Origin of the sequence: Streptomyces flavofungini (assembly GCF_014650815.1) — a bacterium.
Taxonomy (GTDB): domain Bacteria; phylum Actinomycetota; class Actinomycetes; order Streptomycetales; family Streptomycetaceae; genus Streptomyces; species Streptomyces flavofungini.
Genome location: NZ_BMVR01000001.1, coordinates 787,498 through 811,626, shown reverse-complemented (window position 1 = coordinate 811,626; position 24,129 = coordinate 787,498). Strand labels below are relative to the sequence as shown.

The following is a 24,129-nucleotide window of genomic DNA, read 5'->3' as shown; positions in this document are numbered from 1 at the left end:
GGTCCGGCACCGGGAGCGGACGGAGCGTCACCATTTCGAGGCAACTGCCGAGAAACAGTGCTTTTCGTGTGACTCCCACGGGTGCCGGATTGGCTTTCCCGCCGCAGGTGGGGGCAGGATGCGTCTCTGGGCGCGAGGGTCTGACGACGGACCCGGGTCCGGGGCCGCCTGAGGACCCTGGCAGCATCGGCTTCGCTGTGCCCGATATGCGGCTCCGCCGCGAGGCACGCCTCAACAGCAAGAAGAACACGGGAGTACAAACATGAACCGCAGTGAGCTGGTGGCCGCGCTGGCCGACCGCGCCGAGGTGACCCGTAAGGACGCCGACGCCGTGCTGGCCGCGTTCGCCGAGACCGTCGGCGAGATCGTTGCCAAGGGCGACGAGAAGGTCACCATCCCCGGCTTCCTGACCTTCGAGCGCACCCACCGTGCCGCTCGCACCGCCCGCAACCCGCAGACCGGCGAGCCGATCAACATCCCGGCCGGCTACAGCGTCAAGGTTTCGGCCGGTTCCAAGCTGAAGGAAGCGGCAAAGGGCAAGTAGCCCCGAGCAGCGAAAGAGGGCGGCCACCCGGTGGGGTGGCCGCCCTCTTCGCGTGCTGCGGGCTAGCCCAGCGCGGGCTTGCCCGGGAGCTCGACCTTCGCGCCGAGTTCCGTGAGCTTGTCCATGAAGTTCTCGTAGCCGCGGTTGATCAGGTCGATGCCGTGGACACGGGAGGTGCCCTGCGCCGCGAGGGCGGCGATCAGGTACGAGAAGCCGCCGCGCAGGTCGGGAATGACCAGGTCGGCGCCCTGCAGCTTGGTGGGTCCGCTGACCACCGCGGAGTGCAGGAAGTTGCGCTGGCCGAAGCGGCAGTCGGAACCGCCCAGGCACTCGCGGTAGAGCTGGATGTGGGCGCCCATCTGGTTCAGCGCGGAGGTGAAGCCGAGCCGGGACTCGTACACCGTCTCGTGGACGATGGACAGGCCCGTGGCCTGCGTCAGGGCGACGACCAGGGGCTGCTGCCAGTCGGTCTGGAAACCGGGGTGGACGTCCGTCTCCAGGGCGATGGACTTGAGCTGGCCGCCCGGGTGCCAGAAGCGGATGCCCTCGTCGTCGATCTCGAAGGCACCGCCCACCTTCCGGAAGGTGTTCAGGAACGTCATCATCGAGCGCTGCTGGGCGCCGCGGATGTAGATGTTGCCTTCGGTCGCCAGGGCCGCGGACGCCCAGGAGGCGGCCTCCAGGCGGTCCGGCAGGGCCGCGTGGTTGTAGCCGCCGAGCTTGTCGACACCGGTGATCCGGATGGTCCGGTCGGTGTCCATGGCGATGATCGCGCCCATTTTCTGCAGGACGCAGATCAGGTCCTCGATCTCCGGCTCCACCGCGGCGTTGGAGAGCTCCGTCACGCCCTCGGCGAGGACGGCGGTGAGCAGGACCTGCTCGGTGGCGCCCACGGAGGGGTACGGCAGCTTGATCTTCGTGCCGCGCAGCCGCTGCGGGGCCTCCAGGTACTGGCCGCCCTCGCGCTTCTCGATGGTCGCGCCGAACTGGCGGAGCACCTCGAAGTGGAAGTCGATCGGCCGGCCGCCGATGTCGCAGCCGCCGAGGCCCGGGATGAAGGCGTGCCCGAGACGGTGCAGGAGCGGTCCGCAGAACAGGATCGGAATGCGGGAGGAGCCCGCGTGCGCGTCGATGTCGGCGACGTTCGCGCTCTCCACGTGCGAGGGGTCGAGCAGCAGCTCACCCGGCTCCTCACCGGGGCGGACCGTCACACCGTGCAGTTGCAGCAGGCCGCGTACGACGCGTACGTCGCGGATGTCCGGGACATTGCGCAGCCGGCTCGGAGCGCTTCCGAGCAGGGCGGCGACCATGGCCTTGGGCACGAGGTTCTTCGCGCCGCGGACGCGGATCTCACCCTCCAGCGGGGTTCCGCCATGGACAAGCAGTACGTCTTGGGTGCCGGTGACGGTCATGAATCTCGCGTTCCGATGAGGTGGACGGGGGGACCAAAGGGCCAAGCGTAATGGCCCCGTACCCCCCTTAAGTAAGCCCGAGGAGGCCTCAGACGCGTCATGAGTCCGCTACAACACGAACCGTGCGGAACCGGACGCTCACGGTCACGGGGGCAATCGCCCGCTCCACCGGCCCCGGCACCCGCTGAGCTGCGTTCCCGCGCGTCGGTCGATTGGCTCCCCACGGGCGCCCGGGATGCGGGATCATGTCTGGCATGACCGAGGTGTCCTCGCTCACAGGGCGGCTGCTCGTGGCCACGCCGGCCCTGTCGGACCCCAATTTCGACCGCGCGGTGGTGCTGCTCCTCGACCACGACGAGGAGGGCTCCCTGGGCGTCGTCCTCAACCGCCCGACCCCGGTGGACGTCGCGGACATCCTGGACGGCTGGGGCGACCTCGCGGGCGCCCCCGGCGTCGTCTTCCAGGGCGGCCCGGTCTCCCTCGACTCGGCTCTCGGCGTCGCCGTCATCCCCGGCGAGGAGGGCCCCCTCGGCTGGCGCCGCGTGCACGGCGCGATCGGCCTCGTGGACCTGGAGGCCCCACCCGAACTCCTCGCCTCCGCCCTGGGCAGCCTCCGCATCTTCGCCGGTTACGCGGGCTGGGGCCCCGGCCAGCTCGAAGACGAACTGGTGGAGGGCGCCTGGTACGTCGTCGAGTCCGAGCCGGGCGACGTGTCGTCCCCGGACCCGGAACGCCTGTGGCGAGCGGTGCTGCGCCGCCAGCGCAGCGAACTGGCGATGGTGGCGACGTATCCGGACGACCCGTCGCTGAATTGACGTACCGCTGGGTTTCAGCCCCTCCGACGGCGCCTTGATGTGCGGGTAAGTCTCAGCCCCTCCGGCGTTTGAGGAGCGGCGTCTGGGGCGGAGCCCCAGTTTCGGGAAGGGGCGGGACGGGGGAGAGCCCCCGGCCGGGCTACCCCACCCGCACCTGCAAATACCGCTCAGCCAGCGGATGCGCGTCCCGAGCGGGCACGGCAAGCCGCACGGCGACCGGCGGCGCGTTCTTGAGCCGCACGTACCGCAGCCCCGGATGCGTATGCCGCCGGGCGACCGGCTCCGGCGCGACCCCCACCCCGTGCCCCGCCACCACGGCCTCCAGCCACTCGTCGAAGTTGTCGGCGGTGCAGGCGAGCCGAGGCCGCCGCCCCACCGGCCAGAGATCGGGCCGGGTGGTCCCGGTGACGGTGTTCACGACCAACGGCACATCCGCCAGCTCCGCCCAGTCCACGACCCGCCGATGCGCCAGATCGCCCGACCCCCGGGCCACCACGGCGATGCGCGGCTCGTGCAGCAGCACCCGGTCACGCACCGCCATCCCCGGCGGAATCTCCCCGCGTACGACAGCGATGTCGCACACCCCCGCCGCGAGCCCGGCCAGCGGCTCGGCCCGCCGCACCAGCCGCACCCCCGCGCCGGTGGCCGCCTTGAAGGCGACGGTGAGCGGCCCGCAGGCCTCCGGCAGCAGCGAGGTGAAGCCGAGCCGGAGGAGCGGCGGCCCGCCCCGGGCGGCGCCGAGGGTCGCGTCGAGGCGGGACAGCAGCGGCCCCAGTTCGTCGCGCAGGCGACGCCCCGCGTCGGTGAGTTCGACGCTGCGGGTCGTGCGGTCCAGGAGCCGGGCGCCGAGGGCGGTCTCCAGGGCCCGCACCGTACGCGTCAGGGCGGGCTGGCCGATGCGCAGGACGGCGGCGGCGTGCGTGAAGCTCAGCTCGTCGGCGACGGCGAGGAAGGCGCGCAGGTGGCGCAGCTCGACTCCGTCGGGGGCGCTCTCGGGGGGCGATGCATCCATGCCTACGGAGCATAAATGCACCTCGGTGGGCATTTCCCCGCCGAACCGGAGACTGCCTACGTTTCTGGCGTTTCTTCTCGGCGGCACGCGACCCGTGCCGCCACGCGGACGAAGGGAGCTGGGTGCGGTGCGGCGAATATGGCTGCTGATGCTGGGGGCCTTCACATTGGGGCTCGACGCCTACGTGATGGCGGGGCTGCTGCCCGTGGTCGCGGACGACCTGGGCACGACCGTGTCCCTCGCCGGACAGATGGTCACGGTCTTCACACTCGCGTACGCGGTGAGCGCGCCGCTCGTCGCGGGCCTCCTGGCGGGCGTCCGCCCCCGCGTGCTGATCATCGCCGCGCTCGCCGTCTTCACCCTCGGCAACGCCGCGACCGCGCTCGCGCCGGGCCTCGCCGTGCTGCTCCTCGCGCGCGCCGTGGCCGGGGCGGGTGCCGGGGTCTACTCGGCCCTGTCCACGGCCGCCGCCGCGGCCCTCGCCGGGCCCGAGCGGCGCGGGCGGGCGCTCGCGCTGATCATGGGCGGCATGAGCTCCGGCACGGTCCTCGGGGTGCCGCTCGGGGTGCTGCTCGCCGACCACACCTCGTGGCGTTCGACCATGTGGCTGGTCACCGGGCTCGGCGCGGCGGCCCTCGTGGGGCTCGCCGGCGGGCTGCCGGAGGTGCCGTCCGCGCCGCCGGTGCCGGTGCGGGCGCGGCTCGGGGCGCTCGCCGACCGGGCCGTCCTGCCGGTCGTCGGCGTCTCCTTCCTGGGCGCGGTGTCGAGCCTCGGCCTGTACACGTACCTCGCGCCGGTCCTGGCGGCCGCGGGCGGTGTCGGCGAGGGCGACGTGGCGCCGTACCTCTGGGCGTGGGGGATCGGCGGGGTGCTCGGCAGTGTGCTCGCGGGGCCGCTCGTGGACCGGTGGGGGAGACTGTACGCCCTGGTCGCGGGACTGATGGCGGCCCTGGTGGTGGCCGAGCTCGCGCTGCCGGTGCTCGGGGCGGCGGCCTTCCCGGCGCTGGTGCTCTGGGGTGCGGTCGGCTGGGCCCTGCAAGTGCCTCAGCAGCACCGGCTGTTGGCGCTGTCCGCCGAGCGCGGCACGGTGGCGCTCGCGCTGAACAACTCCGCGCTCTACCTCGGCAGCGCCGTCGGCTCCGGCGCCGCGGGCCTCGCCCTGTCGGCCGGCCTCGGGGCGGACGCGCTGCCGTGGGTGGCGGCCGGGGTGGCCGCCCTTGGGCTCGCGCTGCACGGCGTGGCGGCGCGTGCGCGGCGCACGGGGCCGCACCGGCACGGCTCGGACGGCAGCCGCTGCCAGGACGCGCCCGGCGTGAGTACCCTTGGCACTTATGAGCACTCTTGAGCCCGAGCCCGAGCGCGGGGCAGGTACGGGGACCCTCGTAGAGCCGACGCCACAGGTGTCGCACGGTGACGGCGACCACGAGCGCTACGCGCACTACGTCCAGAAGGACAAGATCATGGCGAGCGCGCTCGACGGCACGCCCGTCGTGGCGCTGTGCGGCAAGGTGTGGGTCCCCGGCCGCGACCCGAAGAAGTATCCCGTCTGTCCCATGTGCAAGGAGATCTACGAGTCCATGGGCGCAGGCGGCGACAAGGACAAGGGTGGCAAGGACGGCAAGAAGTAGTCCGCGCCTCCTTCTGGGAACGCCGGGCGGTCCGTACGCGGCCCGTCCGGCGTTCTCTGTGTCGTTGCATGCCCCGCAACGGCCCTTTTGTCGCGTGCAATCGCGTGGCAGCCTCTGGCCATGACCTTTGAGCAACTGATCCCGGCGCCCGCACGCGCCGAGGGACACAGTGGTGGCGGATTCGTTCTCGACGGGGCGACCACGCTCTGGGCGGGGGCCGGAACCGAGGGCACGGAGCGGTGGTTGCGGAGCACTCTGGGGGGTGCGCTGCAATTGCCGTTGGCGCCCGGGGCGGAAGGTGCGCCGGGGAGTGTCTCGCTGCGCGTCGACGGGGAGCTGGCGGCCGAGGCGTACCGGCTGACCGTCGCGGCGGACGGGGTGGAGATCCGGGGCGGCAGCGCCGCGGGCGTGTTCTGGGGCGCGCAGACGTTCCGTCAACTGCTCGGGGCGGACGCCTTCCGGCGGGCGGCCGTCAGGCCCGGGCAGGAGCGCACCGTGCCGCCGGGCGTCGTCGAGGACGCCCCCCGCTTCGGCTGGCGCGGCATGATGCTCGACGTGGCCCGGCACTTCATGCCGAAGGAAGGCGTGCTGCGGTATCTGGACCTGCTCGCCGCGCACAAGCTGAACGTCTTCCACTTCCATCTGACGGACGACCAGGGCTGGCGCGTCGAGATCAAGCGCTACCCGAAGCTCACCGAGGTCGCCTCCTGGCGGTCGCGCACCAAGTGGGGCCACCGCGCCTCGGAGTTGTGGGACGAGAAGCCGCACGGCGGGTTCTACACCCAGGACGACATCCGCGAAATCGTCGCGTACGCCGGCTCCCTGCACATCACCGTCGTCCCGGAGATCGACGTTCCGGGCCATTCGCAGGCGGCCATCGCCGCCTATCCGGAGCTGGGCAACACCGATGTCATCGACACGGCCGCGCTCGGGGTGTGGGACTCGTGGGGCGTCACGCCCAATGTGCTCGCGCCGAGCGACACCACCCTCCGTTTCTACGAGGGCGTGTTCGAGGAAGTCCTTGAGCTGTTCCCGTCGACCTTCATCCACGTCGGCGGTGACGAGTGCCCCAAGGAGCAGTGGAAGGACTCGGCGGCCGTCCAGGAGCGCATCGAGGAGCTGGGGCTCAGCAACGAGGACGAGTTGCAGAGCTGGTTCATCCGGCACTTCGACAAGTGGCTGTCCGCGCGCGGGCGTCGGCTCATCGGCTGGGACGAGATCCTGGAGGGCGGGCTCGCGGAGGGCGCGGCCGTGTCGTCCTGGCGCGGGTACGGCGGCGGCATCGCCGCGGCGCAGGCGGGCCACGACGTGGTGATGTGCCCGGAGCAGCACGTGTACCTGGACCACCGGCAGCACGGCGGGGCCGACGAGCCGGTGCCGATCGGCTTCGTCCGCACCCTGGAGGACGTCTACCGCTTCGAGCCGGTGCCGGGCGAGCTGACCGAGGAGGAGGCGCGGCACGTGCTCGGCACGCAGGCCAATGTGTGGACCGAGGTGATGGAGTACCACGGCCGCGTGGACTACCAGGTCTTCCCTCGGCTCGCGGCCCTCGCGGAGGTCGCCTGGCGCGAGCTCCCCGCGCCCGCCGAGCGGGATTTCGCCGATTTCGAACGGCGAATGACCGCCCACTACGCCCGACTTGACGCCCTCGGTGTCGACTACCGTCCGCCGGGCGGCCCGTTGCCCTGGCAGAAACGTCCCGGAGTGCTCGGACGCCCGATCGAGGGGGCGCCCCCAAACGTGTGAGGTGACGCCCTGAGCGTGTGCTCCTGGTGGCCCGCGGTGCGACCGTGGGCCACCTGGGGAAAGCCGTACAAGGATCACCGAAGGGTGGCAATTCCCGCTGACCGGCGAGGGAGTGCGAAAACGGCATATCCCCCAGGTCTGCGGACGAACGTCTCCTAGCGGACCCCCGCGCCGGGGCCCGGTGAAGATGTGCCAGAGTTGCCACGTCCGGGTTGTGAGCACGTACCGTACGGCGGAACAGGCGTAACGGTGAGAACGGCGCGCAAGCCGCCGGGCCATCGGGAAGGGGCAGCCGGTTTTGACCACGCACGCACCGCGGGCGGCGCAGGGGGCGCAGTCTGTGTCGCTGCCTGTCACGCTCGACGAGGCCGTCGCGGCGCTCGCCGCCGTGCCCGCCGCCGTGCCCGTCGCGGGCGGCACGGACCTGATGTCGTCGGTCAACGCAGGCCAGCTCCGCCCCGCGGCCCTCGTCGGCCTCGGCCGCATCAGCGAGATCCGCGGCTGGCAGTACCAGGACGGGCACGCGCTCCTCGGCGCCGGACTGACGCACGCCCGGATGGGGCGCCCTGACTTCGCGGCGCTCATCCCGGCGCTCGCCGCCGCCGCGCGCGCCGCCGGACCGCCGCAGATCCGCAACGCGGGCACCCTCGGCGGCAACATCGCGTCGGCCGCGCCCGCCGGTGACTCGCTGCCCGTACTCGCCGCACTGGAAGCCGTGTTGATCATCGCGGGCCCGGGTGGCACCCGCCGCGAGATCCCGGTCTCGCACCTGCTCGCGGGCATGGAGATGCTGGCGCCCGGCGAATTGATCGGCTTTGTCCGGGTGCCGCTGCTGCACGCCCCGCAGGTCTTCCTGAAGGCGACCGGACGCACCGGCCCCGGCCGCGCGACCGCGTCGGTCGCCCTGGTGCTCGACCCGGCGCGCAGAGGCGTGCGATGCGCCGTCGGCGCCATCGCGCCCATGCCGCTGCGGCCCCTGGAGGCCGAGCAGTGGGTGGCCGGACTCATCGACTGGGACGGCGAGCGCGGTCTGGTGCCGGAGGCCCTGACGGGCTTCGGCGAGTACGTCGCCGCGGCGTGCATCCCCGACCACCCGCCCGCCGAGGACGGCACCGCACAGCCGCTGCCGCCCGCCGTACTGCATCTGCGGCGCACCGTCGCCGCGCTGGCCCGACGAGCACTGGGGAGGGCGCTGTCGTGACCGACGGCCAGAGGAATGGCGCGGGCGGCTGGCAGCCGCACCCGCAGGGCGAGTACGACGCGGACGCCACCGCGTTCGTGCAGCTCCCCGAGGGCGCGGCCGACGCCGTGAGCACGCCGCTCGCCGCCCCCGGGCACGGCTATGTGCCGCCGCAGATAACGGTCACGCCGACGGCCCCCGACGCGACCGACCCGGCCGCCACCGGCGCCTGGGTGCTGCCGCCCGAGGTGACCGGCGTCCTGCCCGCCGCCGGGACGCAGGCCGTGAGCTGGCCCGACCCCGGCACGCACGTCGGCACCCACCCCGACCAGCAGTTCCCGGCCGCGCCCGCGGCCCCGGACGCGTACGATCCGCGGGCCACCGGCCAGTGGACGTTCCCGGACGCCGCCACGCCCCCGGAGCAGCCGGGTGCCCAGAACGGGCACGCGCCCGCCCCGCACGACGTGACCGGCCAGTGGTCCATCCCGGTGGCGGACGGCGACCTGCCGGAGGAGTCCGGGGAGTACTCGGCGTCGTCGCTCGCCGCGCAGTGGGGGGGCGCACCGCCGCCCGCGACGCTGCCCGGCGGTGCGCCCGCGCCGTGGGCCACGTCGTGGCCGACGCAGGCCCCGGAAGCGCCTCAGCCGCCGCACGCCCCGCTCGCCCCCGAGGCGCTCCAGGCCCCGCACGCCCCCGAGGCGCCCCACGCCCCGCAGGCGCCCCAGTACCCGGCCGCCCAGGCCTTCGTGGAGCAGGCGCCGGTCGGGCCGCCCATGGCCCCGGAGGCGGCGCCCGTGCGGCCCGCCCGTGCCGCCGAGGAGACCCCCTTCGAGCGGACCGCCAAGCTGTTCGTGGTCAAGCAGCGCCCGGACGGCTCCCTCGGGCCCGGCGGGCCTTCGGACCACGCACCGGGCGTACCGGGTGTGCCGGAAGCTCCGGTTGCGCCGGACGCATCAGGCACATCAGGCACATCAGGCACATCGGCTGCACCAGAGGTGTCAGGCGTATCGAATACATCGGATGCGTCGGGCGAAACGGTCATCCCGGCTGGTTTGCTCGATCCGGCCGCCCCTGAGGGCGACTTCGGCCCCGACGCCGAGCACGCCCCGCCCGCCGAGCACGCCCCGCACCTCGCACCGGCGCCGGACTCCGCGTACGAGGACGGCCCGGCGTACGACGAGCACGCGCCGTACGACGTGCACCCCCCGCAGACGGCGGGCCTCGCGCCCGCGCCCGCGTTCCCGCACGCCGTGGAGGCGGTCCCGGTGGCCGAGCCGGACCCGGCGCTCGCGCCGCAGCCCGTCCACCCGGCGGAGCCCGCACCCGCGACCTCGTTCGGCCTCGCGGCCCCCGCCGCGATCCCTCCGCACGAGGCCGACCCCGCCCACGTACCGGCCCCCGCGCAGGCGGCCGAGCCGCACGCCGCCGAGGCGGTCCCGGCGCCCGAGCCGATCCCCGCCGTGGACCCGACTCCCGAGGCGGACCACACCCCGGAGCCGGACCCCGCAGCGGCGGAGCAGGCCCCCGAGGCGGACGACGCCCCCGAGGCGGACGACGCGCCGGAGCTGGACGAACCGGCCGAGCTGAACCCGGCTTCCGAGCCGGAGGAGGCCTCCGAGCCGGACTCCGCCCCGGAGGCGGACCCCGCAGCGGCGGACCCCGCCGGGGTCGAGGCCGACGTCCCGGCCGCCGACGTCCCGGCCAAGGCTCAGGAGCCAGCTCTCGCGCACGACGAACACCCCCTCGTCTCCTACGTCCTGCGGGTGAACGGCGCCGACCGGCCCGTCACCGACGCCTGGATCGGCGAGTCGCTGCTGTACGTGCTGCGGGAGCGGCTCGGGCTCGCGGGGGCCAAGGACGGCTGCTCGCAGGGTGAGTGCGGGGCCTGCAACGTGCAGGTGGACGGGCGGCTCGTGGCGTCCTGCCTGGTGCCCGCGGCCACCGCGGCGGGCAGCGAGGTGCGCACCGTCGAGGGCCTCGCCGTCGACGGCCGACCCTCCGACGTGCAGCGCGCGCTCGCCAACTGCGGGGCCGTGCAGTGCGGATTCTGCGTACCGGGCATGGCGATGACCCTGCACGACCTGCTCGAAGGCAACCCGGCACCCAGCGACCTCGAGACCCGCCGCGCGCTCTGCGGCAACCTGTGCCGCTGCTCCGGCTACCGGGGCGTGCTCGACGCGGTCCGCGACGTGGTCGCCGAGCGCGAGGCGAAGGGCGCCGCGGCCGAGCAGCGGGACGAGTCCGACGCCGGCGGACCCCGCGTACCGCACCAGTCGGGCCCGTACGGCCAGGACGGAGCCCAGGCGTGAGCAACGAGACAGCCGCCGCGCCGGGGGCCGAGCAACTGCCGCACGGCATCGGCTCGTCGCTGCCGTCGGCGGAGATCAGGGCCAAGACGGAGGGCACGTTCCCGTACGCCTCCGACCTGTGGGCCGAGGGGCTGCTGTGGGCGGCGGTGCTGCGCTCGCCGCACGCGCACGCGCGCATCGTGTCCATCGACGTCACGCACGCCGAGGACATGCCGGGTGTCCGCGCCGTCATCACCCACGAGGACGTGCCGGGCAAGCCGCGGCACGGCCGCAAGACCGCGGACCGGCCGCTGTTCGCGTCCGATGTCGTACGCCACCACGGCGAGGCCATCGCCGCCGTCGCCGCCGACCACCCGGACACGGCCCGGATGGCCGCCGCCGCGATCATCGTCGAGTACGAGGTGCTCGACCCGGTGACCGACCCCGAGCAGGCCTTCGAGGCCGCGCCGCTGCACCCCGACGGCAATCTGATCCGGCACATCCCGCTGCGCCACGGCGACCCGGAGGCGGCCGGTGAGGTCGTCGTCGAGGGCCTGTACCGCATCGGGCGCCAGGACCCGGCGCCCATCGGCGCGGAGGCCGGGCTCGCGGTGCCGCGCCCGGACGGCGGCGTCGAGCTGTACATCGCCTCGACCGACCCGCACGGCGACCGGGACATGGCCGCCGCCTGCTACGGCCTCACGCCCGAGCAGGTCAAGGTCGTCGTCACCGGCGTGCCCGGGGCCAGCGCCGACCGCGAGGACGCGAGCTTCCAGCTGCCGCTCGGGCTGCTCGCCCTGCGCACCAGCCGTCCCGTCAAGCTCACCGCGACCCGCGAGGAGTCCTTCCTCGGCCACGCCCACCGCCACCCGACTCTGCTGCGCTATCGCCACCACGCGGACGCCGAGGGCCAGTTGGTGAAGGTGGAGGCGCAGATCCTGCTCGACGCGGGCGCGTACGCGGACACCTCGGCGGACGCCCTCGCGGCGGCCGTCTCCTTCGCCTGCGGCCCCTACGTCGTCCCCAACGCCTTCATCGAGGGCTGGGCCGTCCGCACGAACAACCCGCCGTCCGGCCACGTCCGCGGCGAGGGCGCCCTCCAGGTCTGCGCCGCCTACGAGGCGCAGATGGACAAGCTCGCCAAGAAGCTCGGCGTCGACCCGGCCGACCTGCGGCTGCGCAACGCCCTCGCGACCGGCGACATCCTGCCCACCGGGCAGACCGTGACCTGCCCGGCCCCGGTCGCCGAACTCCTCGGTGCCGTACGGGACTTCCCGCTGCCCGGCCTGCCCAAGGACACCCCGCAGGAGGACTGGCTGCTGCCCGGCGGACCCGAGGGCGCGGGCGAACCCGCCGCCGTCCGGCGCGGCGTCGGCTACGGCCTCGGCATGGTCCAACTCCTCGGCGCGGAGGGCACCGACGAGGTGTCCACGGCCACCGTGAAGGTGCACGACGGCATCGCCACGGTGATCTGCGCGGCCGTCGAGACCGGCCAGGGCTTCACCACCCTCGCCCGCCAGATCGTCCAGGAGACCCTGGGCATCGACGACGTCCGCGTCGCCCCCGTCGACACCGACCAGCCGCCCGCGGGCCCGAGCTGCCACGGCCGCCACACCTGGGTCTCCGGCGGCGCGGTCGAGCGCGCCGCGAAGATGGTGCGCACCCAGCTCCTCCAGCCCCTGGCGCACAAGTTCGGCATGTCGACCGAACTGCTCCAGATCGCCGACGGCAAGATCACCTCGTACGACGGGGTGCTCTCCACCACCGTCGAGGAGGCGATGGACGGCAAGGAGCTGTGGGCCACGGCGCAGTGCCGCCCGCACCCCACCGAGCCGCTCGACGCGGACGGCCAGGGCGACGCCTTCGTGGGCATGGCCTTCTGCGCGGTCCGCGCGGTCGTGGACGTGGACATCGAGATCGGTTCCGTACGGGTCGTGGAGCTGGCCGTCGCCCAGGACGTCGGCCGCATCCTCAACCCCGCGCAACTCCGCGTCCGCATCGAGGCGGGCGTCACCCAGGGCGTCGGCGCCGCCCTCACCGAGAACCTCCGCACCCCCCGCGGCCTCGTCCGCCACCCCGACCTCACCGGCTACGCCCTGCCCACCGCCCTCGACGCCCCCGACATCCGCATCGTGAAACTAGTCGAGGAACGCGACGTAGTCGCCCCCTTCGGCGCGAAGGCCGCGAGCGCGGTGCCGGTGGTGACGTCCCCGGCGGCGATCGCCGCGGCGGTACGGGCGGCGACGGGCCGCCCCGTGAACCGCCTGCCGATCCGCCCGCAGGCGGCGGTGGGGGCGGAACTGGCATGAGGGGACTCGGCCCGTCCGGCGCAGCGTGAGGCAATTCAGCCCGTCCGGCGCAGCGTGAGGGATTTCAGCCCGTCCGGCGTTTGAGGACGAGGCCGGAGGCCGATCGGCGGCGGCCTGTCCCACCCGCAGGGGACACCCGCCTATTCCAGCCCGTCCGGCGTTTGAGGACGAGGCCGAAGGTCGATCGGTGGCGGCCTGTCCTACCCGCGGGGGGCACCCGCCTATTCCAGCCTGTCCCACCCGCAGGGGACACCCACCTATTCCAGCCCGTCCGGCGTTTGAGGACGAGCCGCGCAGCGGCGATGAGGCGGGGGCCGTCCCACCCGCCCGGGACCCCCACCCCCCCCGGGGGCCCGGGGGCAGCGCCCCCGGTTTCGGGAAGGGGTGGGACTGGGGCGTCCCACGCGGCCCCCCCCCACGCACCCCACCCCAGGAAAACCGGGAGGAACTCCAGCCCCGGCTCCGGTAACTTCGCGCAGATGAGCGCCCCCACCACCCCCGAAGGGGTCATCGTCATCACCGGCATCATGGCCGCCGGAAAGTCCACGGTCGCACAGGCCCTCGCCGAACGGCTCCCACGCGCCGCACACGTGCGGGGCGACGTCTTCCGGCGCATGGTCGTCTCCGGGCGGGAGGAGTACGAGCCCGGGGCGGGCGCCGAGGCGGAGGCCCAACTCCGGCTCCGCTACGGCCTGTCGGCGTCGACGGCCGACGCGTACGCCGAGGCGGGCTTCACCGCGATCGTCCAGGACGTGATCCTCGGCGAGGAGCTGAAGCGGTACGCCGACCTGGTGCGGACGCGCCCGCTGCACGTGGTCGTGCTCGCCCCCCGCCCGACCGCCGTCGCCGAGCGCGAGGCGGCCCGCGGCAAGACGGGCTACGGCGAGTGGACGGTAGAGGCCCTGGACGAGGGGATGCGTGCCACCACGCCACGTATCGGACTGTGGCTGGACAGCTCGGAGTTGACGGTGGATCAGACGGTGGACGCGATTCTGTCGCGCCTGCGCGAGGCGGCCGTGGCCTGAGAGTGGAATGTCTCCGACCGGTGCCGGTCGGGTCGCGATGACGCTCCAGGCATGTGATCCGCCCATAAATCCCTTTTAGGTAGGGCCAGTTGCAGGGCACCATCGAAGAGTCCCGAACAACTCGGTCACTACGGGGGAGATGTGTCATGGGGGATGACAACGACACGGGCTGGGGCTGATCCCGGCGGTATCGGAGGGGCGGTTCCTTCAGGGGACCGCCCCTCTTCGCGTGCCCGCGGACGCCGCGGGCGCGGGCGGCTCGCGTCAGCCCGAGGCCCCGGGCGCCTTCCCCTCGATGGTGACCACCGAGCCCGGACTGAGCTTCCCGTAGAGCCACTTGGCGTCCGCCGCGCGCAGGCCGAGCCAGCCGTGGGTCACATCGCGTTTGCCGACGGAGGCCTCGTCGAAGGTGAGGGCGACGACGTAGTTGGTGCGGCCGTCGGCGTCGCGCAGTTCGAGGACCCAGTGGAAGTACACGTCGTACGTCTCGCCGAGGCCGACGGTGTTGCCGGACAGCTTCGTCGAGCGGTGCTTGGCCACGACCGTCATGCGGCCGGGCTTCGTCGGGTACTTCGCGCGGCCCGACGACAGGGGCAGCTTCCGGCCCGCCACGGACAGCTCACGGCGCCCGAGGTCGGCGGTGGCGGCGGGCGCGGTCGGCCCGGCGGACGTGGTGGGGGCGGCGGGCGGGGCGGGCCGGGAGCCGGAGTCGTCGCCGAGGCCCACGACCAGGCCGACCACCAGGGCCGCCGCCGCGACGGCGCCACCGCCGACGAGGGCCGCGTGCCTGCGGCGGCGCCGGGACACGGCGCGGCGGCGGACGGCGGCGCCGGGGCCGGGGGCGGGGGAGCGGGCGTCGACGGCGAGGGCGTGCAGGGCGGCGGAGAGGTCGGAGTCGGGGGCCGGGCCGGGGGCCGAGGGTTCATCGGACATGATCCCGATCCCCCTCCTTCCCGTTGCTCGTCCCGCCGAGGACGCCATCGCCCCCGTCGCCTCCGTCGTCCCCGGACAGGTGCTTGGCCAGCGCCGCGCGTCCGCGCGAGAGCCGCGCCTTGACCGTGCCGGTGGGGGCGCCGGTCTCGGAGGCTACCTGCTCCACGCTGAGGTCACACAGGTGGTGCAGCACGATCGCGAGCCGCTGTGCCTCGGGCAGCTTCCGCAGTGCCGCGACGAGCGTCACGTGCTCGGGTCCGGGCCCCGCCGTGTGCTCGGGCGGCGGCTCCTTGCGGACCAGCTCCAGCCAGCGCCGGGCCCGCCGCCAGTGGCTCACCGCGAGCCGCACGGCCACCGTGCGGACCCAGGCCTCGGGCGCGTGCACGGCCGCGAGGTCGCGCCGCCGGTCCCAGGCGCGTACGAACGCCTCCTGGACGACGTCCTGGGCCTGTCCGTGGTCGCCGGTGAAGGCGTAGACCTGGCCGACGACGCGCGGGAACGCGGACGCGTAGAACGCGTCGAACTCGTCCTCCGTCATGCCCCCGCCGTTCCTGTCCACGACCGCGACCGTCCGCCGCCCACGCCGCGCCCCGTCGCAACCAGCCCCGAATTTCTCCCGCACGCCCCATGCAACCCGGCGGTCTCCGCCGTGCGTATGGGTGGCGTACATGGAAACACACCGGCCCCGGCCGGAACACCACACAGGGGGACCCGATGGCCAGGCGCACCAGAATCCGTCACGTCGTACGCGGGGCGGCGGCCGCCGTGCTCTGCGCGGGTGTCCTCGCGGGCTGCTCGGTGGGTGGTGAGAGCGGGTCGGCGGCGCCGACGGAGGACGACCGGAAGCCCGCCTCGGCCGGGACGCCCTCGCCCCGGGCGAAGCCGGTGGTGGAGCCCGCGGCGCTGCGCCGGGGCGGGGTGCGGGTGAACGTGGCGGACGGGCAGCGGGTGGGCGTCGGCATGCCGGTGTCCGTGACCTTCGACCGCCCTGTGCCGAAGGCCGAACGGGCCGCGGTGGAGCGGCGCCTGAAGGTGCGCGCGAGCACGCCGACGACGGGCTCCTGGAGCTGGGTCAAGGACCGCAACCTGCACGAGGGCCAGCGCGTCGACTACCGCCCCAAGGCGTATTGGAAGCCCGGCACGAAGGTCACCGTCCGGGTGGGCTCCGGCATCGACCGCGGCTTCACGGTGGCCCGCTCCCTGGTCGCCACCGTCGACGTACGCAGCCACACGATGACCGTGGTCAAGGACGGCGTGACGCGCCGCGTGCCGATCACCGCGGGCGCGCCCGGCATGGACACCTGGAACGGCACGATGGTGGTCTCCGACAAGCAGCGCCGCGTCTTCATGGACTCCCGCACGGTCGGCTACGCGGACGCGTACGCCGGTTACTACAGCTACGCGGTCCACCTCACCACGTCCGGCACGTACCTCCACGAGAACCCGAAGGCCAACACGTACGCGGGCAACTCCAACGTCACGCACGGCTGCATAGGCCTCGCCACGGACGGCACGGCCCGCCGCTTCTACGAAGAGGTGATCCCCGGCGACGTCATCCGCGTGACCGGCTCCAAGGAGACGGTGGCCCCCGGCAACGGCTACGGCGACTGGAACGTCTCGTGGGACGAGTGGCGAGCGGGCAGCGCCCTGAACGCGTGATCTCTTACGGGGGCTTGGAGGCCGTGACCGGAATCGAACCGGTGTGCTTCGCTTTGCAGGCGAATCCCTAAGCCACTCGGGCACACGGCCACGTCGTACGCTCTCGCCGTACGTGACGTATCGACCGTAGGCGGCACGGCCCGCGCCGTTCAAGCGCCGGGCCGCCGCCGCAACGCGACTGCCATGCGGCGTTCACGAAACAGGGAACGCCGCGACAGCGACCCCGTGGACCGGGGACCGTGGAACTGGAGACCCCCATGACAACCCTGCCCGACCGCACCCGTACCGCCGTGCTGGTCATCGACATGCAGAACGGTGTGGTGGCCGAGGCGCACGAGCGTGACGCCGTCATCGCGAACATAGCCACCGTCGTGGACAAGGCGCGCGCGGCGGACGTGCCCGTGATCTGGGTCCAGCACTCCGACGACGAACTCCCGCGCGACAGCGAGAGTTGGGCCTACGTCCCCGAGCTGGTCCGCCGGGACGGCGAGCCCCTCGTCCACAAGCTCTACGGCGACTCCTTCGAGGCCACCGACCTGGAGTCCGTCCTCGCCGAACACGCCGTCGGCCACCTCGTCGTCACCGGCGCCCAGACCGACGTCTGCATCCGCTCCACCCTCCACGGCGCCCTCACCCGTGGCTACGACGCGACCCTCGTGGCCGACGCCCACACCACGGAGGACCTGAGCGGGTACGGTGCCCCGTCCCCGGACCTGGTGATCGCGCACACCAACCTCTACTGGCACCGCCAGGAAGCGCCCGGCCGACGCGGGGGAACCCTGCGCACGCAGGAGCTCTCCTTCTCCTGAGCCGCACGGTTCAGCCGTCGCCGACCTCCGCCCACACCGTCTTGCCCGGCGCGGGCCCCACCTCGGTGCCCCAGCGCGTGGCGAGTGCCTCGACCAGGAGCAGGCCCCGGCCCGACTCGGCGTCCGGGGCCACCGGGCCCGGCGGGCGGGGCAGCCGCTCCGTGCACGTGTCCGTCACCTCGACGCGCAGCACCCCGCCCGCCGTGAGCCGCAGCGTCAGGCGGAAGTCCCGGCCCGGTACGTGACCGTGCCGCACCGCGTTGCTCGCCAGCTCCGCCACGATGTGCTGCGCGGGCTCGAACGGCACACCCCACGCGTGGAGTTGGCCCACCGCCGCTCTGCGCGCCAGGCGGGCGCCTCTCGGCGTCGAGGAGAGCCGGATGCTGAACGTCCGTACGGCGGCGGGGGCTTGCGTGGTCTCCGTGTCCATGCACCTCAGCGTGACGCCGGCCGCTTCCCCTGCACCGTGATGCGCGGTGCACGTACGGTGACTGTCCGGTCGCTGTCCGGTGCTGTCCCGGCTGTCCGGAGTGCCTTACGGGTACGGCTGCGCGTTGGAGCGGGGCGGCGCTTTTCGGAGGTGGGCATGATGAGTGCGGACGGCGAAGGTGTGGACGAGGCGGGCTGGGACGTCGAGCCCGAGGACGAGATCGCCTCGGTGGTCGAGGCGCTGGGCCACCAGCAGAAGCGGTGGCGCGAGGCGGCCGGGCTGACCGCGGGGGATTTCGGCCAGGCGATCGGGTACGGGGAGGACCTTGTCCGCAAGGTCGAGCGCGGGGCGCGTATCCCGCGCCCGGAGTACTTGGACGCGGCCGACCGCGTCCTCGGGGCGGGCGGGTTCATCTCGGCGATGAAGGAGGAGATGACCAAGGCCCGGTACCCGAAGAAGGTCCGGGAGCTGGCGAAGATGGAGGAGCGGGCGGTTGAGCTGCTCCTGTACTGCAACCACAACTTGCACGGGTTGTTGCAGACGGAGGAGTACATGCGGGCTCTCTACGACATGAGGCAGCCTGCGCTCACGGAGGACGTGGTGGATCGTGAGGTGGAAGCGCGACTCAGCCGACAGTCCATCTACGAGCGGTCACCGGCCCCGGCGTTCGGCTTCGTCCTGGAAGAGGCGGCGCTGCGACGCCCGCTCGGCGGCGAAACGGTATGGCGCCGACAGCTCGAACATCTGCTGGAGGTGGGGCGGTTGCGGAACGTGGCCCTTCAGGTGATGCCTACGGACCGTGAGGAGCACGCCGGGATGGGCGGCCTGATCGAAGTGCTGAAGTTCGAGGACGGCTCGGCGATCGGACGCTCCGAGGGTGCGTTCAACAGCCGTCCTGTGTCGGACCCCAAGCAACTCCGTATCCTTGAGCTGCGGTACGGCATGATCCGGGCCCAGGCTCTGACGCCACCGGAGTCGCTGGCCTTCATCGAGGAAGTGCTGGGAGAAACATGACCCTCAAGCCCACTGCCAGGGACGCCCGCGAGCTGAATTGGTTCAAGAGCAGCTACAGCAGCAGCAATGAACCCGGCGACTGCGTCGAGGTCGCGCTGGAGTGGACCAAGAGCAGCTACAGCAGCAGCGGTGACGGCAACGACTGCGTCGAAGTCGCCTCCACCCCCACCACCATCCACGTACGCGACTCCAAAAACCGCCAAGGCCCCCACCTCGCGTTCGCGGCGGGGGCCTGGCGTGACTTCGTTCAGGCGGCCACGTCGTAGGTGTAGTACCGCGTGTGATCCAGCATGTCGGCGGGCGTGACGTCGCCCCACGGCCGCATCGTGTCGTTCAGGTCGACCACGTCGCGCGTACCGGAGGCGGGCAGGTAGGGCGAGTTCGGGTGGCGGGACTGCCACTGGGTCCACAGCTTGTCGACGTACGCGTGGTGGAGCCAGAAGACCGGGTCGTTGGGGGAGGCGCCGGTCGCCATGTGGCCGCCGACCCAGACGTGGACGCGGTTGTGGAGGTTGACGCCGCGCCAGCCTTCGAGGTGGTTGCGGAAGCCGTCGGAGGCGCTGTTCCACGGCGGCATGTCGTACGTGGACATGGCGAGGACGGAGTCGACCTCGGCCTTGGTGGGGAGCTGGCGGCCGCCCCCGCCGAGGCTGCGGCGCAGGAAGTCGCGGCCGTCCACGCGTACGTTGATGCGCCAGCCGCTGCCGGACGAGGCGAACGCGCCGTCGGTGACCTGGCTGTCGCGGCTGCGCCCGGTGCCGCCGAGGAAGTCGGGGGCCCAGAGGGAGGCGGCCGGGGTGCGGTCGGTGGTCCAGTCCCAGTAGGGCAGGGCGACGGACGGGTCCACGGACTGCAGCGCCTGCTCGAACTGGATGAGGAAGCGGCGGTGCCAGGGCAGGAAGGACGGCGAACGGTGGCCGACGCGGTCGCCGTTGTCGGTGTCGCTCATGATGAAGTCGTTGTGGGTGCTGACGAAGGAGTCGTAGCGCCCGTCGCGCTTGAGGGCGAGCAGGGCGCCGATGAAGCGCCGCTTCTCGTCGGCGGTGAGCTGGGACTGGTTCTTGCGTACGGTCATGGCGGCGGGGCTCCGGGTCAGGCGGCGGACGGGGACGACGAGGGCGCGGGCGGGGCGAGCGGGACGAGACTCGCGCCCTGGAGCTCGACCACGGCGGCGCGGGCGAGGGTGCGGGGGGACGCCTGCGGCTCGTAGTGGTTGATGACGCTGATCCAGGTGCCGTCGGCGTTGCGCATGAGGTGGAGTTCGTCGCCGTCTATGCGGACGGAGTAGCCGGTGCCGTGGCCCCCGTGCCCGGCTGCGTGGTGGCCGCCGCCGTGGGACGGCCCGCCCTGGATGCGGCGCCCGAGGTACACCTCGTCGAAGGCGTCGGGCTCGGCGCCCGGGTGGGCCTGGGCGTGCGGCTCGGCCGCCGTCGCCGCGGCACGGGTGGCGCCGACGACGGCGAGACCGGCGGCGGCGCTCGCCGCGGCGCCGATGGCCCGGCGGCGGGTGATTCCGGACATGCGTAAAACCCCCAAGTGAGCGTGGTGAAGGGGCGGTTCCGGTGGTCGGCCGGACTGCCCAGGCCATGCGTACAGGGGGGAAGGCGCGGCGCCGTAATCGGCGGGAAGAGTTGCCCCTTATTACGGACAACTGCGGGTAAATAGTGCAGAGTTGGACGAGCAGGATTCTGCTGTCCATGCGTCCTGGCGGTGCTCAGACCGCAAATCCTGCGCCTTACGTGAGGATAGCGTGAAAGATCTTCACGTCTGCTCCACGGCGGGTGCGCCTGGTCACAGGGGAAAGCTGGCCGGAAAACTTGCCGTCCGAGAGCTGCACGGGACTGGTGTGCGTGGTGTATGTGTGCGAGTGAGTAGGGCCTTGAGTAGGCGTACTCAGGAGGGGGCGGGGCCGGGCGGCGAGTCTTGGCGCATGACTACGACGCCCCCGGTTCCGCCGACGCCCCCGCAGCCGCACGCGCAGTACCCGCAGCCGCCGCGGCCTGTCAGTGGCCACCGGGGCAGGACCGCCCTGGTCGTCGTGGTCGTGGTCCTCGCGGTGGTCGCCGCGGGCCTCGGCGCCTGGTGGTGGACGCGGGACGGCGACGAGGGGCCGCTCGCGGGCAGGCCGCGGGTGACGGACGCCCGGGCGGGAGTGTCGTACGGGATTCCCGGGGGGTGGGAACGCAACAACAAGGAGGGGGACTTGATCGGCGCGTTCACGTCGTCGATCGCCTCGAAGGGCAGGGGGCTCGGGGACTCGGCGGAGGAAGGCAACAAGGAGGAGCGCGGCGGTCTCGCGCTCGCGGGGCGGTCGGGTGCGGTGCCCGAGTCCGCGCTGCAGAGCGAGACGGAGCGGGCCGCGCGCTCCAACGCGGAGTTCTTCTACCCGGACGGATCGTCGGAGGTCAAGGAGTCCGAGGCGACCACGGTCGGTGGCCGCCCCGCCCACACGGTCGCGCTCGCGGTGCGGGACGGCGAGGGCGGCACCGCCCATCTGCGGATGACGCTCGTCTCGTTGGACGGCGGCCGGTCCGCGTTCCTGCTGGGGATCGCGACGCCGGGGTTGGGCACCGGTCCGAACGCGGACAGGGGACCGCTGGACGAGGACACGGTGGACGACGTGCTGGCGAGCGTGGCGCTGACCTGAACCGGGCGCGGGCAGGCGCGTTCCGGCTGGCTCAAATTGCACTTGCAACGTACGTACACCGGCCGCTTGGCTGGACAGTCTGTTGTCGGAGTGACGGGGGAGGAACCACAGATGACGCAGCCGCCCGGGCAGCAGCCCGGCCAGCCGCAGTCGTGGCAGGGCGGGGGATTCGGGCCGCCTCCGGCGGCACAGGGGCCCTACGCGCCGCCACGACTGCGGCCGTACGGCGCACAGCAGCCGTCGGCCGACAATCCGTACGCGCAGCCGGGGAGCCAGCCGAATGCGCAGCCCGGGGGTCAGCCGAACGCGCAGCCCTACGCGGAGCCGGGCGCCCAGCCCTACGCCCACCCCAACCCCCAACCGCCCTACGGCGGTTACCCGCCTCAGTTCCCCACCCTCGGCGACGGCGGTCCGAAGCCCAAGCGGTGGCTGGCCGTCACCGCCGCCGTGGCCGCGTTAGCCGTCATCGGCGGCGGGGTCTGGTTCGCGGTTGGCAAGGGGGACGACGGGGAGTCGAAGAAGCCCGCCGCCAAGGCCGGCGGGACCGCCGACGCCGAGCCCCGGCCCAGCGGGACGCCGAGCGCGGAGGAGTCGGACGGCGCGGGGGAGTCCGACGACCCGTACGCCGACCCCGACTCCGGGGAGAGCGAGGACGAGCCCGGCGGCGGGCCCACCGGGACCACCCTCGTCGGGTTCTGGCGGTCGGAGAAGCCGGGCGGCGGGATCCTCGGGCTGCGGGACAGCCCGGACACGACGAAGCCGAAGAAGGCGTCGGTGTCGCTGCTCGACGACGGCCGCTGCACGGGCCTGCGGCGCGTGATCGAGGCGGGCCGCTCGTACCGGATCGGGCTGCTGTGCGAGCGCGACAAGAAGGAGATCTACGGGAACCTCGTCTTCTCCGGCGGCGACACCCTGACCGTCACCTGGGACCAGGGCAGGACCGGGAAGGAGACGTACAAGCGGTTCCTGGACTGGTCGGAGGACGGCGCGGGCGGGGGCGACGCGGGGAGCGGCGGCTCCGGGTCCGGGGGGTCGGGGACCGGGGGGTCCGGTTCCGGCGACCCGGGGTCCCAGGGGATCTGAGCGCGCGGAGTCGGTGCCCGCCCGTCACCGGCCCCGGGTCGTACGACCAAGGGACCAGCGGGCGGCCTCCTCCGGACAGGGGTCAAACTCGGTCGTGGCCCTTACCGTGGCTCGCATGACCACCCTCGACCCCAGCGACACCGATGTCGCCCAAGCCCTGTCCGTGGAGACCGGATCGCCGGAGCCGCAAGGCGGTGTCCTCGGCAAACCCCACCGCGCGCTGAGCATCGGCATCGTGTCCGTCGTCTTCCTCATCGCCTTCGAGGCGACGGCCGTCGGGACGGCGATGCCCGTCGCGGCGCGGGAGCTCGACGGGATCCCGCTGTACGCCTTCGCGTTCTCGGCGTACTTCACGACGAGCCTGTTCGGGATGGTGCTGGCGGGGCAGTGGGCCGACCGGCGCGGGCCGCTGGGAGCGCTGGCGGGCGGGATCGGGGCGTTCGCGGCGGGGCTGCTGCTCGCGGGCACCGCGGGAGCGATGTGGCAGTTCATTCTGGGGCGCGCGGTGCAGGGGCTCGGTGGCGGGCTCGTCATCGTGGCGCTGTACGTGGTGGTCAGCCGGGCCTACCCGGAGGCGCTGCGGCCGTCCATCCTGGCGGCGTTCGCCGCGAGCTGGGTCATACCGTCGGTGATCGGCCCGCTGATCGCGGGCACGGTCACCGAACACGCGGGCTGGCGCTGGGTGTTCCTCGGCATCCCCGCCCTCGTCGCCGTCCCGCTCGCACTCGCCCTGCCCGCGATTCGGCGGACGGCGTCGGGGCCGGTCGACCCGGACGCCCCCGTCGAGGCCTTCGACCGGCGCCGCGTCCGCCTCGCACTCGGCATCTCGCTCGGCGCCGCGCTGCTGCAGTACGCGGGGCAGGAGCTGCGTTGGCTGTCCCTGCTCCCGGCCGTGCTCGGCGCCGCCGTCCTCGTGCCCGCCGTGCTCGGGCTGCTGCCGCGTGGCACCTACCGGGCGGCGCGCGGCCTTCCGTCCGTCGTGCTCCTTCGCGGCGTCGCCGCGGGCTCGTTCATCGCCGCCGAGTCCTTCGTACCGCTGATGCTCGTCACCGAGCGCGGCCTCTCGCCGACGCTCGCCGGGCTCTCGCTGGCGGCGGGCGGTGCGACCTGGGCGCTCGGCTCGTACGTTCAGTCGCGGCCCGCCATGGAGGCGCACCGGGAGAAGCTGGTGGTCACCGGGATGGTGCTCGTGGCCGCCGCCATCGCCACCGCGCCCAGCGTCCTCATCGACGCCGTCCCGGTGTGGACCATCGCCGTCGCGTGGGCCTTCGGCTGCCTCGGCATGGGCATGGTGATCGCCTCGACCAGCGTCCTGCTGCTGCGCCTCTCGGCGCCCGAGGAAGCGGGCTCCAACTCCGCCGCCCTCCAGATATCCGACGGCCTGTCCAACGCCCTGCTCCTCGCTGCGGGCGGTGCCGCGTTCGCCGCCCTCGGGGGCGGGCTGACCGGCGGCGCCCACGCCGCCGAGGCGACGGGGTCCCACCCGGCCGCGTTCACCGCCGTGTTCCTGCCGATGGCGGTGGTCGCTCTGGCGGGGGCGTGGCTGGGGACGCGGCTGCGCAGCCCCCGCAGTGTCCATTAGCGCGCTTCGCGCG

General features: G+C 73.2%; 23 protein-coding genes and 1 tRNA gene. 16 read left to right on the top strand and 8 right to left on the bottom strand.

Annotation, left to right across the window (positions count from 1 at the left end):
- Window positions 1-262: 262 nt before the first annotated feature.
- Window positions 263-544 (top strand): HU family DNA-binding protein, encoded by a 282-nt coding sequence (locus IE274_RS03455; RefSeq protein ID WP_016645140.1) that lies wholly within the window; start codon window positions 263-265, stop codon window positions 542-544.
- A gap of 62 nt (window positions 545-606) precedes the next feature.
- Here the strand turns inward: IE274_RS03455 and murA are convergent, their stop codons facing one another.
- Window positions 607-1,956 (bottom strand): UDP-N-acetylglucosamine 1-carboxyvinyltransferase, encoded by a 1,350-nt coding sequence (gene murA / locus IE274_RS03450; RefSeq protein WP_190113990.1) that lies wholly within the window; start codon window positions 1,954-1,956, stop codon window positions 607-609.
- Between the two features lie 254 nt (window positions 1,957-2,210).
- On the opposite strand from murA, the gene IE274_RS03445 reads away from it, so the two are divergent.
- Window positions 2,211-2,771 (top strand): YqgE/AlgH family protein, encoded by a 561-nt coding sequence (locus IE274_RS03445; protein WP_190113989.1) that lies wholly within the window; start codon window positions 2,211-2,213, stop codon window positions 2,769-2,771.
- Between the two features lie 139 nt (window positions 2,772-2,910).
- On the opposite strand, the gene IE274_RS03440 is transcribed toward IE274_RS03445, so the two are convergent.
- Window positions 2,911-3,783: a LysR family transcriptional regulator gene (locus IE274_RS03440; RefSeq protein ID WP_190113988.1), complete on the bottom strand. Its 873-nt coding sequence runs from the start codon at window positions 3,781-3,783 to the stop codon at window positions 2,911-2,913.
- Window positions 3,784-3,910: 127 nt separating this feature from the next.
- Here IE274_RS03440 and IE274_RS03435 point away from each other — a divergent pair, with 127 nt between their 5' ends.
- The 7 genes from IE274_RS03435 to IE274_RS03405 all read left to right on the top strand — a co-directional run bounded on the left by IE274_RS03435 (window position 3,911) and on the right by IE274_RS03405 (window position 13,959).
- Window positions 3,911-5,128, top strand: a complete 1,218-nt coding sequence (locus IE274_RS03435; RefSeq protein ID WP_190113987.1) for an MFS transporter — start codon at window positions 3,911-3,913, stop codon at window positions 5,126-5,128.
- Complete coding sequence (locus IE274_RS03430) at window positions 5,115-5,411, top strand: DUF3039 domain-containing protein (RefSeq protein ID WP_033263869.1); 297 nt, start codon at window positions 5,115-5,117, stop codon at window positions 5,409-5,411. Before IE274_RS03435 ends, IE274_RS03430 begins: the two co-directional genes overlap by 14 nt.
- Window positions 5,412-5,531: 120 nt before the next feature.
- On the top strand, window positions 5,532-7,157 hold the full coding sequence (locus tag IE274_RS03425) for a beta-N-acetylhexosaminidase (protein WP_190113986.1): 1,626 nt from the start codon (window positions 5,532-5,534) through the stop codon (window positions 7,155-7,157).
- A 298-nt stretch (window positions 7,158-7,455) separates the two neighbouring features.
- Window positions 7,456-8,358, top strand: a complete 903-nt coding sequence (locus IE274_RS03420) for an FAD binding domain-containing protein (protein WP_190113985.1) — start codon at window positions 7,456-7,458, stop codon at window positions 8,356-8,358.
- Window positions 8,355-10,646: a (2Fe-2S)-binding protein gene (locus IE274_RS03415; RefSeq protein WP_190113984.1), complete on the top strand. Its 2,292-nt coding sequence runs from the start codon at window positions 8,355-8,357 to the stop codon at window positions 10,644-10,646. Before IE274_RS03420 ends, IE274_RS03415 begins: the two co-directional genes overlap by 4 nt.
- Window positions 10,643-12,934: a xanthine dehydrogenase family protein molybdopterin-binding subunit gene (locus tag IE274_RS03410; protein WP_190113983.1), complete on the top strand. Its 2,292-nt coding sequence runs from the start codon at window positions 10,643-10,645 to the stop codon at window positions 12,932-12,934. Before IE274_RS03415 ends, IE274_RS03410 begins: the two co-directional genes overlap by 4 nt.
- 479 nt (window positions 12,935-13,413) lie before the next feature.
- Entirely contained in the window at window positions 13,414-13,959 is a 546-nt protein-coding gene (locus tag IE274_RS03405) for an AAA family ATPase (RefSeq protein WP_190113982.1), read from the top strand.
- A 264-nt stretch (window positions 13,960-14,223) separates the two neighbouring features.
- On the opposite strand, the gene IE274_RS03400 is transcribed toward IE274_RS03405, so the two are convergent.
- Together IE274_RS03400 and IE274_RS03395 are read right to left on the bottom strand one after the other, a co-directional pair.
- Entirely contained in the window at window positions 14,224-14,892 is a 669-nt protein-coding gene (locus IE274_RS03400) for a L,D-transpeptidase (protein ID WP_190113981.1), read from the bottom strand.
- A complete protein-coding gene (locus tag IE274_RS03395) occupies window positions 14,882-15,430 on the bottom strand; it encodes a SigE family RNA polymerase sigma factor (RefSeq protein WP_190113980.1) in 549 nt (182 codons plus the stop codon). Before IE274_RS03395 ends, IE274_RS03400 begins: the two co-directional genes overlap by 11 nt.
- Before the next feature lie 176 nt (window positions 15,431-15,606).
- Here IE274_RS03395 and IE274_RS03390 point away from each other — a divergent pair, with 176 nt between their 5' ends.
- Window positions 15,607-16,551 (top strand): L,D-transpeptidase, encoded by a 945-nt coding sequence (locus IE274_RS03390; RefSeq protein WP_190113979.1) that lies wholly within the window; start codon window positions 15,607-15,609, stop codon window positions 16,549-16,551.
- 15 nt (window positions 16,552-16,566) lie between these two features.
- On the opposite strand, the gene IE274_RS03385 is transcribed toward IE274_RS03390, so the two are convergent.
- A tRNA-Cys gene (locus tag IE274_RS03385) sits at window positions 16,567-16,641 on the bottom strand.
- A gap of 167 nt (window positions 16,642-16,808) precedes the next feature.
- On the opposite strand from IE274_RS03385, the gene IE274_RS03380 reads away from it, so the two are divergent.
- Complete coding sequence (locus tag IE274_RS03380; RefSeq protein WP_190113978.1) at window positions 16,809-17,360, top strand: isochorismatase family protein; 552 nt, start codon at window positions 16,809-16,811, stop codon at window positions 17,358-17,360.
- A gap of 10 nt (window positions 17,361-17,370) precedes the next feature.
- On the opposite strand, the gene IE274_RS03375 is transcribed toward IE274_RS03380, so the two are convergent.
- Window positions 17,371-17,790: an ATP-binding protein gene (locus IE274_RS03375; RefSeq protein WP_190113977.1), complete on the bottom strand. Its 420-nt coding sequence runs from the start codon at window positions 17,788-17,790 to the stop codon at window positions 17,371-17,373.
- A gap of 159 nt (window positions 17,791-17,949) precedes the next feature.
- Here IE274_RS03375 and IE274_RS03370 point away from each other — a divergent pair, with 159 nt between their 5' ends.
- Window positions 17,950-18,804, top strand: coding sequence for a helix-turn-helix domain-containing protein (locus tag IE274_RS03370; RefSeq protein ID WP_190114134.1), 855 nt, complete (start codon window positions 17,950-17,952; stop codon window positions 18,802-18,804).
- The gene (locus IE274_RS03365) at window positions 18,801-19,070 is read left to right on the top strand and encodes a DUF397 domain-containing protein (protein WP_190113976.1); all 270 of its coding nucleotides are present in this window, start codon (window positions 18,801-18,803) and stop codon (window positions 19,068-19,070) included. Before IE274_RS03370 ends, IE274_RS03365 begins: the two co-directional genes overlap by 4 nt.
- Here IE274_RS03365 and melC2 read toward each other — a convergent pair.
- Together melC2 and melC1 are read right to left on the bottom strand one after the other, a co-directional pair.
- Entirely contained in the window at window positions 19,052-19,879 is an 828-nt protein-coding gene (melC2, locus tag IE274_RS03360) for a tyrosinase MelC2 (RefSeq protein ID WP_190113975.1), read from the bottom strand. The two genes, IE274_RS03365 and melC2, sit on opposite strands and share 19 nt — an antisense overlap.
- A gap of 17 nt (window positions 19,880-19,896) precedes the next feature.
- Window positions 19,897-20,325: an apotyrosinase chaperone MelC1 gene (gene melC1 / locus IE274_RS03355; protein WP_190113974.1), complete on the bottom strand. Its 429-nt coding sequence runs from the start codon at window positions 20,323-20,325 to the stop codon at window positions 19,897-19,899.
- A gap of 409 nt (window positions 20,326-20,734) precedes the next feature.
- On the opposite strand from melC1, the gene IE274_RS03350 reads away from it, so the two are divergent.
- The 3 genes from IE274_RS03350 (at window position 20,735) to IE274_RS03340 (ending at window position 24,116) form a co-directional block, all read left to right on the top strand.
- Entirely contained in the window at window positions 20,735-21,451 is a 717-nt protein-coding gene (locus IE274_RS03350) for a hypothetical protein (RefSeq protein WP_190113973.1), read from the top strand.
- Window positions 21,452-21,562: 111 nt separating this feature from the next.
- The gene (locus IE274_RS03345; RefSeq protein ID WP_190113972.1) at window positions 21,563-22,534 is read left to right on the top strand and encodes a hypothetical protein; all 972 of its coding nucleotides are present in this window, start codon (window positions 21,563-21,565) and stop codon (window positions 22,532-22,534) included.
- Window positions 22,535-22,649: 115 nt separating this feature from the next.
- The gene (locus tag IE274_RS03340; RefSeq protein WP_190113971.1) at window positions 22,650-24,116 is read left to right on the top strand and encodes an MFS transporter; all 1,467 of its coding nucleotides are present in this window, start codon (window positions 22,650-22,652) and stop codon (window positions 24,114-24,116) included.
- Window positions 24,117-24,129 lie beyond the last annotated feature (13 nt).

Excerpts from the sequence above, each read along its gene's own strand:
- IE274_RS03455 (WP_016645140.1), top strand. The coding sequence starts at position 263 with ATGAACCGCAGTGAGCTGGTGGCCGCGCTGGCCGACCGCGCCGAGGTG.
- murA (WP_190113990.1), bottom strand. The coding sequence starts at position 1,956 with ATGACCGTCACCGGCACCCAAGACGTACTGCTTGTCCATGGCGGAACC.
- IE274_RS03445 (WP_190113989.1), top strand. The coding sequence starts at position 2,211 with ATGACCGAGGTGTCCTCGCTCACAGGGCGGCTGCTCGTGGCCACGCCG.
- IE274_RS03440 (WP_190113988.1), bottom strand. The coding sequence starts at position 3,783 with ATGGATGCATCGCCCCCCGAGAGCGCCCCCGACGGAGTCGAGCTGCGC.
- IE274_RS03430 (WP_033263869.1), top strand. The coding sequence starts at position 5,115 with ATGAGCACTCTTGAGCCCGAGCCCGAGCGCGGGGCAGGTACGGGGACC.
- IE274_RS03425 (WP_190113986.1), top strand. The coding sequence starts at position 5,532 with ATGACCTTTGAGCAACTGATCCCGGCGCCCGCACGCGCCGAGGGACAC.
- IE274_RS03405 (WP_190113982.1), top strand. The coding sequence starts at position 13,414 with ATGAGCGCCCCCACCACCCCCGAAGGGGTCATCGTCATCACCGGCATC.
- IE274_RS03400 (WP_190113981.1), bottom strand. The coding sequence starts at position 14,892 with ATGTCCGATGAACCCTCGGCCCCCGGCCCGGCCCCCGACTCCGACCTC.
- IE274_RS03395 (WP_190113980.1), bottom strand. The coding sequence starts at position 15,430 with ATGACGGAGGACGAGTTCGACGCGTTCTACGCGTCCGCGTTCCCGCGC.
- IE274_RS03390 (WP_190113979.1), top strand. The coding sequence starts at position 15,607 with ATGGCCAGGCGCACCAGAATCCGTCACGTCGTACGCGGGGCGGCGGCC.
- IE274_RS03380 (WP_190113978.1), top strand. The coding sequence starts at position 16,809 with ATGACAACCCTGCCCGACCGCACCCGTACCGCCGTGCTGGTCATCGAC.
- IE274_RS03375 (WP_190113977.1), bottom strand. The coding sequence starts at position 17,790 with ATGGACACGGAGACCACGCAAGCCCCCGCCGCCGTACGGACGTTCAGC.
- IE274_RS03370 (WP_190114134.1), top strand. The coding sequence starts at position 17,950 with ATGAGTGCGGACGGCGAAGGTGTGGACGAGGCGGGCTGGGACGTCGAG.
- IE274_RS03365 (WP_190113976.1), top strand. The coding sequence starts at position 18,801 with ATGACCCTCAAGCCCACTGCCAGGGACGCCCGCGAGCTGAATTGGTTC.
- melC2 (WP_190113975.1), bottom strand. The coding sequence starts at position 19,879 with ATGACCGTACGCAAGAACCAGTCCCAGCTCACCGCCGACGAGAAGCGG.
- melC1 (WP_190113974.1), bottom strand. The coding sequence starts at position 20,325 with ATGTCCGGAATCACCCGCCGCCGGGCCATCGGCGCCGCGGCGAGCGCC.
- IE274_RS03350 (WP_190113973.1), top strand. The coding sequence starts at position 20,735 with ATGACTACGACGCCCCCGGTTCCGCCGACGCCCCCGCAGCCGCACGCG.
- IE274_RS03345 (WP_190113972.1), top strand. The coding sequence starts at position 21,563 with ATGACGCAGCCGCCCGGGCAGCAGCCCGGCCAGCCGCAGTCGTGGCAG.
- IE274_RS03340 (WP_190113971.1), top strand. The coding sequence starts at position 22,650 with ATGACCACCCTCGACCCCAGCGACACCGATGTCGCCCAAGCCCTGTCC.